Genomic DNA, 13,685 nt, shown 5'->3' with positions numbered 1-13,685 from the left:
CAATTTACGACAGCGGTCAACTCACCATCGTCAAAAGGGCATTAGCCATGTTTCATCGTGCAAACCATATGCTTATTCTGACTCTTGTTGGCTTGCCAAGCCTTGGTTTGGCGCAAGATAGCCGCCAGATTGAAGCGACCAGTTGTCTGGTCGATCCTGGACGGAGTTCCACCATGTCGAGTGAAGTCCCAGGCATGATTGATGAAATCCGGATTGACAGCGGCGATAGGGTTGAGGAAGGCGATACACTCTACACGCTAAAGCGCGATGTGGAAGAAGCCAGTCTTGAGCTCGAAAACGCACGTGCGCAATATGCGTTACGTACGCTGCAACGCAACCAGCGGCTGATTGATCAAGGCATACTCAGTGAAAGCGAGCAGGATCAGATTAGCACGGAACTTTCTCTTGCTCGCCTGCAAGCCAATCAGGCCCAGGCACGACTCAATGAAATGGTGGGAGAAGCGCCCTTCGATGGCGTGATTGCCAGTGTGGAAAGCGAAGAAGGTGAATTCATCGACAACACGCCTATTCTCGAGCTTGTTCAACTCGATCCACTACGTATCGACTTGGTCATGCCGCTCGAAGCCTTTGATCAATATTCGATCGGTGACACCCTCGATATTTACTTGACGGCGCCCGTCGAAAAAACGGTCAGTGCCGAGATAGAACGTATTGACAGTGTTATCGACCCCTCCAGCAGAACCTTTGGTATTCGTCTCCGCCTGGATAATCCCGATGGAAGATACCCAGCGGGCATCAACTGCCGCCTCGCTGATAACACCTGAATCATTCCAGCCTACAATGGCGATTTTGAATATACGACGACGCTACGCTCATGACGAAGAGCCGTCACAGAAGGCTGGCAACGATAAGGATGAAGGTCGCGCTGAATGACCCCAGTGCCAGCAGCACCAACAAGCCGTCATGCACGACGAGTGCCAGGCCTAGCGCTAATAACGCCAGACCAGCCGCTGACGATGAAAATGGCACCAGCTCCATGAAGGGCATGCAAAATCCGACGATGATGCATAGCGAGGCAATTCCATAGCTAGCACCGTTGCGAACGAGAAATGTTAACCTCGGTTTGAGAACGCGATCTATACCTCGTGCCGGCTTGTTGAGCCATTGGAGTGCCTTTTGAAGCTTGCGGCGCTCGATGGAGCGGTTGAGGATATAGCGGGGCAACCAGAACTGTTTTCGACCGATGAGCATCTGTACGGCGATCAGCAAGACGAACGACCCCATGAAGACGGACATGCCGGGTAAACCGCTTAGCGGTGAAAACAGCGTAATACCGATCAGCATCAGCAGCGGACCAAAAGAACGACTGCCAGTCGACTCGACGACCATCCCGACTGAGACCTGATCGTTGTCGTGGGTCAATTGACTAACTCGGTCGAGCAGTTGTTCAAGGCTCTGCAGCGGCTGGCTCATCGAAGGTTTCCATGTGGAAGTCCAGCGCTTGATGCGCTGCTTCTGGTGACTAAAAGTGTGTAAGACAAAGTGTACAAGACGCTGGGACCGCTTCACTGACCGAAGAATTCCCTCGTCCCGCATGCAAGTTGATCTATCGAGAAAGCCATTAAGCTTTCGCTAGCATGGGCAAAACGTCATGGGGAAGAATTGATCGCGGACAGGAGGGCGAATCCTTCAAGCTACAGTCGTTACGTCTCTTGAAGGACAATACGATTCCGGCCCGCGGATTTAGCTTCGTAGAGACCGTTGTCGGCACGCTTGATAGCGGCTTTTAAGGTCTTTTCGCCGTCGGCGATGTGCGTCACGCCGAAGGAGGCGGTGATGGCAATGGTCATCGGTACGCCATCATGTTCAATGGGCACTTGGGTCTGTTCCACGGCGACTCGAATGCGTTCTGCCACTTGCCGTGCTTTCTCCGGTGGGGTGTCGGGCAGCAGGATGGCGAACTCTTCGCCGCCGACACGGCACAACAGATCCTCCTGGCGTAGCAATCCTTTAATCAAGTCGGTAAAGCATTTAAGTACCTCATCGCCGACGTCGTGACCATATTCATCGTTGATGCGCTTGAAATGATCAATATCGATAGCGATGAGAGAGATAGGCGTTTGGTGCCTTGAGGCACGTGACATCTCGACGCTGGCCTGCGCTTGCAAATAGCGCCGATTGTAGACGTTGGTTAAAGGATCGGTCATGGCCTGGGCGCGCAGCTTTTCTTCCAGTTGCTTGCGCTCGGTAATGTCAAAGACGGTGGCGTTCGAGTACTTAAAACGATCGTTTTCCAGATATCCGACACCCTGAATGACCACTTGGCGCTCGTGGCCATCGTTGGCTATCAGCGTGCATTCTGCCTCGCCCTGTCGGCCTGCTTGTACGTCCTGAAAGGCGGCATCAAAATCGGGCAGTGAATCCGGTGAAATAAAATCCCGATAGCAGCGTTTTCCGACAACGTCGCGGGTTAAACCTAGCCAGTCAAGTTCGGTCTGGTTCATTTTAAGGATTACGCCATCGGCGTTCAGTGAATGGTAACCACAGGGAGCGTTTTCATACAGGTTGCTGACTTCGGTGGCTTGCTGCTGTGCCTCTCGACGCAGCTTGCGTTGTTGGTGGCGGCTAATTGACCAATAGATGCCCAGCGCCACCGCCGTGGAGTAGGTGAGCAATAAGAACCAGACAACGATGGCTTCATCTTGTAGCAGCGACTTCCAGGTGGGGGTGGGTAGGCTAACCCCTAATACCCAGGGGAGCGTGTCGTCCTGGCTGAAGATGCGTCCTGTTAGCCCCTCGTAGGCTTCACTGCGTATATCCAAACGTTGGAAACGTAATAAATGGTTGCCAAGGGTGAACGCCCCTTCATCTTGCTCGGTCACGGGTTGCCATGGTTCGGCAGCCAGTCGGGCGTAATTGTCACCAAACCTGATCATCGGCAGCCGTTGACTGCCCTCCGTGAGAAGCCAACCGCCCTGGGCATCCGCCAATAGAACGCCTGCGTCCGGGTCTATGAACATGGCCTGTTGGACGGCTTCTGTCAGATGCTGCCAGTTAAGGCTCAACAGGACCATCCCCTGGCGTTCGCCTTGATCAAAAATCGGGGTGGCGACATTGACGACCGGGACCACTTCGCCACTGAATAGCTCGTATTGGAGATTGCGGCCGGGTGGGGAGATGTAAAGATCACGGGCAGATAGCTTGCTGGCGGCTTTGAAATAATCGGTACTGGCATGGCTATGGTCATCAAAGCGAGGGTCGGAGGTAATCCCGACCGGGGCACGCAGGACTTCGTTGCCCTGATTATCGATCAGTATAAGCTTGGTGTAGCGTGGGTAGTGTTCGATCAGCGTGGCTAAAAAACCGGTCAACTGTGCCGACATTGAGCTGTCGACGCCTGCGCCATTCTCGCCTGTCATGTGAGACTTGATGAGCGGCATTTCGGCCACCGCGAGCGCGTAACTGAGCGTCTCCTTGATATCGCGTAACAGGGTATCTTTGCCCACCTGCATGATGGCGCGAGTTTCTGCACGGATGCTTTCCTGGCGGGTTTCCAGGTGCACATGAAGTACCGGCCATAGCGTAGCGGTGACCAGAATCAACGGTAAGGTTACGGCCATCAAGAGGCGCACGTACAGGCGCTGTTGAGTCAATTGAGATTCCTGTGATTATTTTAAAGAGCTATTGTCTTTAGTACATAAAGTATACGCCAATAGCCGATGATCGGATATGCGCGAAAGCCAGCATGCCGGGGGTATTCGATAGTTTGCTAATTGCTGCGAAGACGCTTCAAATGGCTGATAAGCTGCTTTTTCTCTCCAGCGTTTAAATGTACTGAAAGTGAGCACTTTTATGCGTCTTAGTTACCATGGCCCGTCACCAGAAATGGTCGGCTTTTTATTGTTGCCGCAGTTTTCCATGATGGCTTTTTTTGCGGCCGTTGAGCCGCTGCGTATCGCCAATCGCATTGCCAGCCGCCCGTTGTTTGATTGGACCTTGATTAGTGCCGATGGCGGGCCGGTAACGGCGTCCAACGGCATGACGCTCATGGCAGATCAAGCCACCCGAGAGGTGCATCACTTGCCATCCTTGGCAGTATGCAGTGGCTTTACCCCTGAGGCGCATCTCACTCGGCCGTTAATGGCGTGGCTTCACCAGTTGGACCAGGCGGGCTGCTGTTTGGGCGGCATTGATACCGGCGCGTTTCTGCTCGCCGCCACCGGGCTGTTAAAACGTGAACGGGTGGCGCTGCACTGGGAAAGCCTGCCTGCTTTTCGCGAACGCTTTCCGGGTATCGATACGACCGATGAACTTTATGAGTTGGGCGAGCGGCGTTTTTCCTGCGCTGGAGGAGCCGCCGCGATGGATATGGCGTTGGAGGTGATTGCGCGGCGCCATGGCGCGAAGTTGGCCATCGATGTTTCCGAGCAGCTCATCCATGATCGTATCCGCACCCGCAGCGACCAGCAGCGCATGGCCCTGGTAAAACGCCTGGGTACCCACAACCGGCGCGTGGTCGAGGCGGTGGCGCTCATGGAGCAGAACCTTGAAGAGCCGCTCACCCTTGAAGAAGTGGCGAGCAGGGTAGAGGTGTCGGTGCGGCAGCTACAGCGGCTGTTTGAACAGGAATTGAATGCCACCCCGCGTCAATGGTACCTGCAGCTGCGCATTAAACGCGCCCGGCGCCTGCTTGCCGAGACCGATCTGGCGATCTTGGCAGTAGCCGTGGCCTGCGGGTTTAGTTCGTCGTCGAGTTTTGCGCGAGCGTTTCGCGCCTATTACGGCGTCTCGCCACGGCAGATACGCTATACATCAGCGGAATAAGCCATTTGTATCCTGTTGGTCGCCTAATGAGTAATAATTGTCGCTTGGCGATTAGTAGTGGGATGGAAGCCGCGCATACTGGCAGAACCTAATCAACAAGAGGGTTTAGCCAGATGCCGACCACTATCAAATCGATGTCGTTAAAAGCGGGTTTTTTACTTACTGCGTTGACCGCTACACCTGCTATGGCAGAGCTCGACGAGCTGCGCTTTGGGGTACCGCCGTGGCCAGGTGTCACCGTGAAATCCGAAGTGGCGGCCCAGCTGCTCGAAACCATGGGTTACCAGACGCGGCAGCAGGATCTAGCCGTGAGTGTCATTCTTGAAGGCTTGTCGAATAACGATCTTGAGGTCTATTTAGGCGGCTGGTACCCCGTGCAGACCGATATGGTCGAGCCGTTGGTGGCGGACGGCAAAGTAGAGAAAGTGGTTTCGAACATCAGCGGTGCCAATTCCGGGCTGGTAGTTCCCCAGTACGTTTACGACGCTGGCGTGACGACGGTCGCTGAGCTGGCAGAGCATCACGACCGGTTCGACGGTGAAATCCAGGGCATTGAAGCCGGAACTGGTATCAACGAGGCGATTCTCAACGCCATTGATAACGACCTTGCCGGGTTGGGCGATTGGCAGCTCCGCGAAAGCTCGACTTCGGCCATGCTTGCCCAGGCTGAGCAAAAAATGGCCGATGAAGAGTGGGTGACCTTTGTTGGCTGGGAGCCTCACTGGATGAACGTGAGCTTCGATTTGGCCTACTTGGCCGATAGCGACGACGCGGGGGTGGCCGCTATTGAAAGCACCGTATGGACGATTACGCCTGCCAGCCTGGCGGACGAAGCACCGGAGGCCCACCGTTTCCTCTCGCAGTACGTGATCGATATCGAAGACCAGAACGAGTGGGTGCATGAGTACAGCTACGAAGAGCGCCCGGCGGATGAGGTCGCGCATGAGTGGATCGGCAACAACCTGGATACTGTAGCCGAGTGGCTGGAAGGCGTTGAGACCCGCGATGGTGAATCCGCTATTGAGCAGGTGCGAGCAGTCTATCAATAAACTCTAGCTCGCTTAGGGCCTGTTGGCTTGATCGACAAGGCGTCTGCAAAGCGCCTGGCAGAAATCCTGCCAGGCGCTTTTCATTGAAGGCAGCAGCGCATGAGCGTGTAGCACACCGTGCACCATCTGCGGTGCGCAACGATAGCCCACTGAGGCGCCCGCTTCCTGCCAGTTACCGACTGCGGTTTCGATGGGCCGAGTCAGCGGGTCGCGCTCCACCGTCAGTATTTCGATGCCCGTCGCAGGTGGCGCAAGATCGCGCTTGGCGGCGCTGATCTCTGGGCAGCGTTGGCGAACGCCCAGTATATCGTCGCGTGAGAGTAGTGGGGCATCCTCCCCGAGACACCCAGGTGATAGCTCGCCAACCGTTGGATAGATCAACCCAAGCGGCGGTGCCTCGATCAAAGGGTGGGCAAGATCGATCGCCAGCCGCCCGCCTGCGCTGTCACCTACCAGCGCAATGGGCTGTATCGCTTCCAGCACCGTTTGACAGTCTGCCAGCATATCGGGGTAAGCGACCTCGGGCGCAAGCCGGTAGTTGACGCTTACCACTTCACGACCCAGCGCATGGGCCAGGCTGGCGGCGGGGCCATGGTGGCTTTCGGTCGAGCCGATGGTAAAGCCGCCACCGTGTATAAACAGCACACATCCCGTTAGGCGTTGCTCGGGGATAAAATGGCGTACATCGACGCCATCCATAGTGCCGTTTTTAATCTGCATACCGGTCGGATCAGAAGGGGCGAATGTTCGGCAAAGAATGTCATAGGCGCGCCGCGCCTGGGGTAATGGCATTTTTTCCATTTCCGCCAGTTGTGCACTGAAGCGTTGAATAAAGGCATCAATGTGCATCGCGTTTGCCTTTTCGCATCACCTGTCCTGGACAACCTGTTTTGTATAACCTAGCGCCGTATGCCGATAGTGCGTCCTGCAAGCTCCGGCCACAGGTCTTTGTTGGCTTGAGGAAGCTTCGCCACGGAGCTTGCTACCGGCTCAGGAAACGCGCTGGGGCGGCCTGATCCCTGTTCCATGCCCATCAGCATCTGTTCGCTGCTCGCCAGCACGTTGTCTTCATCATCGAACATGGCGAAAAACACATGCAGGCGTTTAGCATCGCTATCCAGTAGCGTCAGGTCGACGCTTAACGGTTGGTCCTGGTGTGCCTCGCGGCGATAGCACAGGTGGGTTTCCAGCGTGTAGATCGTATAGCCGTAGTGCGCCCGGCCCGCTTCGTCGAGCCCTATCTGGTCGATCAGCGCTTCACAGGCCTGGGAGAAGACGCGGGCGTATGCCGCGTCGTTCATATGCCCATTGTAGTCGACCCACTCAGGGGCGACTTGGGTTTCATGGATGATCATTAAATGCGTCCTTTTAAGCCCTCGGCTTCCGGCCAGTACTTGTGGACGACCTCAAGCAGCTCGACCAGAAAGTCATCGCGACGCTTGTCCAGTGTCGCCACCGAGCGCCCCGCGGCCTGATGTTCACAGCCTTCTACCACTTTATCAATCAATTCGTCGGTAAGTTCCGGGGCTTCCAGTTTGGTCCAGGGTAGTTTTAACGCCGGGCCGAACTGTTCCAGCATATGGCGCATGCCTGATTCACCGCCCGCAAGATGAAAGGTTAAAAAGGTGCCCATCAACGGCCAACGAAGCCCACAGCCGTAAACCACGGCCGCATCGATTTCTTCGGTGGTCGCCACGCCATCGTTGACCAGGTGCAAGGCTTCCCGCCACAGCGATTCCATCAAGCGGTCGGCGATATGGCCTTCTATTTCTCGGCGAACCACCAGCGGACGCATGGCGAGCGACTGATAACGTTCCTGGGCGGCGGCCATCTGCTCGGGCTGGGTGGCCTCACCGCCAACAAGCTCCACCAGCGGCAGTAAATATACCGGGTTGAAGGGGTGGGCGACGATCACGCGACCGGGTGCCTGTTGGCACTGCTGCTGCAGATCGGTGGGCTTGAAGCCGGAGGTGGACGAGCCGATGATGGTGTCCGGTGCGGCCGCAGCGTCAATGGCCGCTAGAATTTCTTGCTTGAGCGGTAGACGTTCGGGCACGTTCTCCTGAATCAGATCAGCACCGCTTATGGCCTCCTCAATCGTTGCCACAAACGTCAGCCGCTCAGGGTTGGCATCTGGTGCCAGGCCGAGCTGGGTTAACGACGGCCAGGCGTTGTCGATAAATGAACGGGTACGTTCCGGTGCTTTGGGGTCTGGATCGAAAGCGACGACGTCCCAGCCCTGGGCGAGGGCACGGGCAATCCAGCCGTTGCCAATCACGCCGGTGCCAATCGCGGCTAAACGGCTCATGCATCACCTCCTGATGGGGTGCCCATGACATTTCCGGTCATCGGGTCGCGTAGTTTGAGATGCGCGCGGGTTTCTGCAGGCGTCATCACCCGGGCGCCCAGGTTCTCAATAATGGTCGAGGCTTTCTCGACCAGTTGGCCGTTGTTAGCCAGCACGCCTTTCTCCAGAAACAGATTGTCTTCCAACCCAACCCGGGCGTGGCCACCCAGCAGCACCGCCTGAGCGACCATGGGCATCTGATGGCGACCAATACCGAAGGCGGCCCAGTTGGCGTTATCCGGCAGCTTGTTGCGCATGGCCAGCATGGTTTCGGTGTCGGCTTCGGCGCCCCAGGGGATGCCCAGGCAGAGTTGATAGAGAGGGTCACCGTCGATCAACCCCTCTTGCTGAAGCTGACGGGCAAACCAGACATGGCCCAGGTCAAAGCACTCAAGCTCTGGTTTGACACCGGCGGCTTGCACCAAACGAGCATGTTCGCGCAGCCAGTCGGCGGGGTTCACGTAGACCATGTCGGCAAAGTTGAGGCTGCCGCAGTCCAGGGTGCACAGCTCGGGGAGCAGCTCACCCACCGGTGCATGACGTTCAGCGGGCGTCTGTATATCGGTGCCTGGGCCGCCGCGGGTGGGATCGCTTACATCTGGTATCCAGTCGCCGCCGCCACCGGCGGTGATGTTCATGACGATATCGACATCCGCCTCTCGCACACGCTCCATCACCTCACGGAATTGCTCGGTGGAATGGCTGATGCCACCGGTTTCAGGGTCGCGCACGTGGATATGCGCGATGCTGGCCCCGGCGCGGGCAGCCTCGATGCAGGACGCCGCGATGGCCTTGGGCGTAATGGGTACATTGGGGTTTTTAGTCGTGGTATCACCCGCGCCGGTAACGGCGCAGGTGAGGATGACATTGCGATTCATGGCGCGCTCTCTAATCAGCGGTTTATTCGCTGACTAGTGTGTCGCGGTGGATAAAAAAGAGTTGTCCTGAAGCGTCATTCACTATACATAACCTGCCTAAAACGCTTGGCGCGTTTTGTCGCCCGCCTTGTGAATGCCTAGGCGTTAGGTTGATCGACAAAAACGGCCCCGCACTATTCAGCTTTCTTCCTGCCAGGCAGCGCCATCCGGGAAACGGTGCCTGGCCAGCGAGTCGGCATGCATGGTGATGCTATAACCGGCGGCAGTCGGCACCTGGTAACGGCCTTGGCGAACGACGACCGGGTCGACGAAGTGCTCGTGCAGATGGTCGACGTACTCAAGTACCCGGCCCTCTAGGCTACCCGACACAGCGATGTAGTCGAACATCGAGATGTGCTGGACGTATTCGCAAAGCCCAACGCCGCCAGCGTGTGGGCAGATCGGCACGCCGAACTTGGCGGCCATCAGCACCACCAGGATGACCTCGTTGAGCCCGCCCAGTCGCGCAGCATCGATCTGGCAATAGTCGATGGCGTCGGCCTGCAGGAACTGCTTGAACATCACCTTGTTATGACAATGCTCACCGGTGGCCACGCCGATCGGCGCGACACGGTGGCGTATCTCGGCATGGCCGAGGATGTCATCCGGGCTGGTGGGCTCTTCGATCCACAGCGGGTCGAACTCCGCCAGGCGGCGCATCTTGGCCACTGTCTCATCGACTTCCCAGACCTGGTTGGCATCCATCATCAGCACGTTGTCCCAGCCGATTTCCTCGCGCAACAAGGCGGCGCGTCGGGCATCTTCGTCGAGATCGCCGCCGATCTTCTGCTTGAAGTGCGTCCAGCCCTCGGCCAGGGCCTCGCGAGCCAGTTGGCGGACCTTGTCGTCGGTGTAGCCGAGCCAGCCTGCCGAAGTGGTGTAGCCGGGAAAGCCGTCACGACGCATTTCGGCTTCCCGCTCGGCCTTGCCGGGGGCCTGCTTGCGCAGCAGGGCGATGGCTTCTTCCGGCGTCAAGGCATCGGTGACGAAGCGGAAGTCGAGGCAGCGTACCAGCTCTTCAGGGCTCATGTCGGCGAGCAGCTTCCACACCGGCTTGCCTTCGCGCTTGGCCCACAGGTCCCAGACGGCGTTGACCATGGCGGCGGTGGCCAGATGGATCGCGCCCTTGTCGGGGCCGATCCAGCGCAGTTGGCTGTCGCCGGTGATCTCACGCCAGAAAGCACCCATGTTGGCGGTGATCGTCTTCAGCGAGCGGCCCTCGAGGAGCGGAGTGAGTGAGCGAACGGCGGTGACCACGATCTCGTTGCCGCGGCCGATGGTAAAGGTCAGGCCATGGCCCTGGGGGCCGCTTTCGTCATCGGTGTGCAGGATCACATAGGTGGCCGAGTAATCAGGTGCGGCGTTCATGGCGTCTGAGCCGTCCAGCGAACGGGAAGTCGGAAAGCGTATGTCCTGGACCTCAACGCGAGAAATGGTGGTCATGGTGGCGTCCTCATGGTCGTTGGCGTTGGTGGGTAATGCGAATGGCTAAGAAGGTGAACTGGCATCTGGCCAACTTTCACCTATGATGCAAGCAATGTCATGATGTATGAAAGGTATGCCATAAACCCTAACGCAACCTAATGGCGATTGCCACACGATAACCAATCAGGAGTGCAGCATGTTCGATGAAATGAAAGGCAAACGAATACTGGTGACCGGTTCGAGTCGGGGGATCGGCGCGGCAGTTGCCAGGCGGCTCGGTGGACTGGGGGCGCGCGTGGCGGTGCATTACCACCGCAGTGAAGGACCGGCCCAGGCGGTCTGCGACGATATCCGCCAGGCGGGCGGTGAGGCCTTTCTGATTCAAGGTGATATCAGCCGCACGAAAGAAGCCACCGCGATCGTCGATCAGGCGGCGGAGCAACTGGGTGGGCTCGACCTGTTGATCAACAATGCTGGCGATATGCAGGGACGCGTCAGCCTGGACGAGATGGATGATGACTATTACGACCGCGTCATGGACCTCAACGCCCGCTCGGTTGTCATGGCCAGTCGGGCGGCGCTGCCTCATCTGCGCCAGGCGGGGGCTGGCAATATCATTCATACCGGCTCGATTGCTGCGCGCAATGGCGGTGGCACTGGCGCGGGTCTCTACGCCTCGGCCAAGGGCTTCGTCACTACCTTGACCCGCAACATGGCCAAGGAACTCGCCAGCGACAATATTCGTGTCAATGCCGTGGCTCCTGGCGTGATTACTACGGATTTCCACGCGCGCCACTCCAACGATGCCCAGATGGAAGCCGCGCGGGCTACGATCCCTCAGGGGCGTCTCGGCAGCGCCGAGGATTGTGTTGGCGCCTATCTGTTCCTGGCGACGGACGCCCTCAGCGGCTACATCACCGGGCAGATTATTGAAGTCAACGGCGGGCAGTTGATGCCATGAGTCGCAATAGGCAGTACGACATCGCCATTACCATGGGGGACCCGGCGGGTATCGGCCCCGAGATCATCTGCCGGGCCGTCGCTGACATGTCGCCATCGGCGCGGACGGGCACGCTGTTGGTCGGCGATCCGGCGATCTTTCGACGTGCCGCGCAAACCATCGGCAGCGACCTGGATTTCGCGCCTTTGGATATGGTCGACGCCGATATAGATCGTGTGGCAGTCGCGGTGGTGGAGGCGCCCGCCGATGCCGACATTCCCGACGGCGAGATCAGTGCCGGTGCCGGTGACATGGCCTTTCGCTGCATCGCCAGGGCCGTGGAGCTGGTGCAGAGCGGTCAGGCCGGGGTGATTGTCACGGCGCCGTTGAACAAGGCAGCACTGCATGCGGCCGGTCATTATTACGATGGCCACACCGGCATGCTGGCGGCGCTAACCGGTGCGCCCTCATCGTTCATGCTGCTGGCCTCCGAGCACTTGTCGACCCTGCATGTGTCGACCCATGTATCGTTACGTGAGGCCATTGATCGGGTAACGCCTGAACGGATCATTGCCACCGTCGAGGCCGGTGACGAGCATCTCAGGTCGCTGGGAATGGCCAATCCGCGCATCGCGGTGGCCGGACTTAATCCGCACTGCGGTGAGGGCGGTATTTTCGGCGACGAAGATACCCGCTGTATTGCACCGGCTGTCGAGACCCTCAAGGCGCGTGGATTTGAAGTCAGGGGCCCGATCTCCGCCGATACCGTCTTTTATCGCGCCTCAAAGGGCGAGTTCGACCTGGTGGTTGCCCAGTATCACGACCAGGGGCATATCCCGGTCAAGCTGATTGCCTTCGACACCACGGTGAACGTCAGTCTTGGTTTGCCGATACGGCGCACGTCTGTGGATCATGGTACCGCCTTTGACATTGCCTGGCAGGGCAGGGCGGATGCGACCAACATGGGAGCGGCGATTGCGTACGCGCATCGATTGGTGGCTGGAATGAGAGCTAACCCCAATGGGCGTGAGTGAGTGCCGCGTCGCCATTGTCGCCGACGACCTGACCGGTGCGCTGGACGCCGCGGCGCCTTTCGCCCAACGCGGCGCGACGACGCGCGTGGTCATCGCGCTGGAGGGGCTGGAAGCTTCCCTGGACGCGTGGCAAGGGGCGCTCTCTGACGTGATCGCGGTGACGACCGAATCACGCCACTTGACGGCATCGGCGTCGGCAGAGCGCGTGACCCAGGCGACCCGGATACTCGCTCGTCTGGCTCCCGCTGTGTGGTTCAAAAAAATTGACTCGACACTGCGCGGCCAGGTAGTGGCTGAGAGCCTGGCGATGCACCGGGCTTGTTGTCGACGGCTGTTGCTCGCCCCAGCCGTTCCTTCTCAGGGCCGCACGACCTGTGATGCCCGAATCCTCGTGTACGGCCAACCCCTCGAAGCAACCGACTTTGCCCGCGACGCACGTTCCCTACCGCCAAGTGGTGAGCTGGATGCCCTGTTCGCCGCCGCCGGATTACCCCTGGCGCGCCATGTTCCAGGGCAACGATTGCCGATGGCGGACAGCGTGGCCGATGCCGAAACAGATGCCGACCTTGAGGCCCTGGCCGGTGAGGTCGGCGACGAGCCGGGTAAGTGGCTGGCGGTAGGGGCTGCGGGGTTGAGTCGCGCCCTGGCTCAAGTCATGTTCGGTGAGGCGGTGTCGCTTGACCATATGCCTTTTACCGGACTCTGGATGGCCGTTGGGTCACGCAGCGAGCGAGCCGCGCAGCAGGTGGCCGCGCTGCGTCGATACACCCCTGATTTACCGGTGGTGACGGATATCGCTGACGTGACGGTCGAGTCACCTTGCCTGTTGCTGACACCTTATCCAGAAGCGCCGCCGCGGGATGCCAACGAGGTGGCGGCAACGCTTGCCGATGCACTTGCCGTGGGCATGCTGGCGGCCAGGCAGCGCCTCTACCTGGTGACCGGTGGTGATTGTGCCAGTGCGCTGATGAAAAGGCTGGATGCTTGCTATATCGAGGTGGCGGGCGAGTGGGAAGCAGGCATGGTACTGGGCTATCCGCAGGGCAACCGGAAGTGGCCCTTGCTGACCAAGGCAGGTGGCTTCGGCGACGAGGCGTTGCTGGTGCGCTTGCTAAGATCCCTGGATTGAACGCCAATCCAGAGGTTGCATTGCCCAGAATTGGCGACTAGATTGGATTATGATGGTAT

General features: G+C 58.5%; 13 protein-coding genes. 6 read left to right on the top strand and 7 right to left on the bottom strand.

The features are described 5' to 3' along the window. Positions 1-47: 47 nt before the first annotated feature. Complete coding sequence (locus ADS46_RS06415; RefSeq protein ID WP_082926008.1) at positions 48-785, top strand: efflux RND transporter periplasmic adaptor subunit; 738 nt, start codon at positions 48-50, stop codon at positions 783-785. 64 nt (positions 786-849) lie between these two features. On the opposite strand, the gene ADS46_RS06410 is transcribed toward ADS46_RS06415, so the two are convergent. Then, entirely contained in the window at positions 850-1,434 is a 585-nt protein-coding gene (locus ADS46_RS06410) for an exopolysaccharide biosynthesis protein (RefSeq protein WP_066317814.1), read from the bottom strand. Between the two features lie 230 nt (positions 1,435-1,664). After that, complete coding sequence (locus tag ADS46_RS06405; protein WP_156524483.1) at positions 1,665-3,614, bottom strand: diguanylate cyclase; 1,950 nt, start codon at positions 3,612-3,614, stop codon at positions 1,665-1,667. A 199-nt stretch (positions 3,615-3,813) separates the two neighbouring features. On the opposite strand from ADS46_RS06405, the gene ADS46_RS06400 reads away from it, so the two are divergent. After that, positions 3,814-4,785, top strand: coding sequence for a GlxA family transcriptional regulator (locus tag ADS46_RS06400; RefSeq protein ID WP_066317807.1), 972 nt, complete (start codon positions 3,814-3,816; stop codon positions 4,783-4,785). Between the two features lie 113 nt (positions 4,786-4,898). Further along, on the top strand, positions 4,899-5,834 hold the full coding sequence (locus ADS46_RS06395; protein WP_066317802.1) for an ABC transporter substrate-binding protein: 936 nt from the start codon (positions 4,899-4,901) through the stop codon (positions 5,832-5,834). Between the two features lie 12 nt (positions 5,835-5,846). Here the strand turns inward: ADS46_RS06395 and ADS46_RS06390 are convergent, their stop codons facing one another. From ADS46_RS06390 to ADS46_RS06370, 5 genes are all read right to left on the bottom strand, one after another. Beyond that, complete coding sequence (locus ADS46_RS06390; RefSeq protein WP_066317799.1) at positions 5,847-6,683, bottom strand: alpha/beta hydrolase; 837 nt, start codon at positions 6,681-6,683, stop codon at positions 5,847-5,849. Positions 6,684-6,733: 50 nt separating this feature from the next. After that, on the bottom strand, positions 6,734-7,189 hold the full coding sequence (locus ADS46_RS06385) for a thioesterase family protein (RefSeq protein WP_066317796.1): 456 nt from the start codon (positions 7,187-7,189) through the stop codon (positions 6,734-6,736). Continuing rightward, positions 7,189-8,142: an L-carnitine dehydrogenase gene (locus ADS46_RS06380; RefSeq protein WP_066317793.1), complete on the bottom strand. Its 954-nt coding sequence runs from the start codon at positions 8,140-8,142 to the stop codon at positions 7,189-7,191. Before ADS46_RS06380 ends, ADS46_RS06385 begins: the two co-directional genes overlap by 1 nt. Continuing rightward, positions 8,139-9,059: a 3-keto-5-aminohexanoate cleavage protein gene (locus ADS46_RS06375; protein ID WP_066317791.1), complete on the bottom strand. Its 921-nt coding sequence runs from the start codon at positions 9,057-9,059 to the stop codon at positions 8,139-8,141. The genes ADS46_RS06380 and ADS46_RS06375 overlap by 4 nt, the downstream gene beginning before the upstream one ends. 177 nt (positions 9,060-9,236) lie before the next feature. Continuing rightward, complete coding sequence (locus tag ADS46_RS06370) at positions 9,237-10,541, bottom strand: L-fuconate dehydratase (RefSeq protein WP_066317788.1); 1,305 nt, start codon at positions 10,539-10,541, stop codon at positions 9,237-9,239. 178 nt (positions 10,542-10,719) lie between these two features. On the opposite strand from ADS46_RS06370, the gene ADS46_RS06365 reads away from it, so the two are divergent. From ADS46_RS06365 to ADS46_RS06355, 3 genes are read left to right on the top strand one after another with little or no spacing between them, the layout of a single operon-like run. Beyond that, a complete protein-coding gene (locus tag ADS46_RS06365) occupies positions 10,720-11,484 on the top strand; it encodes an SDR family NAD(P)-dependent oxidoreductase (protein WP_066317785.1) in 765 nt (254 codons plus the stop codon). Beyond that, positions 11,481-12,497, top strand: coding sequence for a 4-hydroxythreonine-4-phosphate dehydrogenase PdxA (gene pdxA, locus ADS46_RS06360; RefSeq protein ID WP_066317783.1), 1,017 nt, complete (start codon positions 11,481-11,483; stop codon positions 12,495-12,497). Before ADS46_RS06365 ends, pdxA begins: the two co-directional genes overlap by 4 nt. Continuing rightward, entirely contained in the window at positions 12,484-13,626 is a 1,143-nt protein-coding gene (locus tag ADS46_RS06355; RefSeq protein WP_082926007.1) for a four-carbon acid sugar kinase family protein, read from the top strand. Before pdxA ends, ADS46_RS06355 begins: the two co-directional genes overlap by 14 nt. Positions 13,627-13,685 lie beyond the last annotated feature (59 nt).

This window comes from Halomonas sp. G11 (genome assembly GCF_001663515.1).
Taxonomy (GTDB): domain Bacteria; phylum Pseudomonadota; class Gammaproteobacteria; order Pseudomonadales; family Halomonadaceae; genus Vreelandella.
This window is presented reverse-complemented; position numbering and strand designations above follow the sequence as displayed.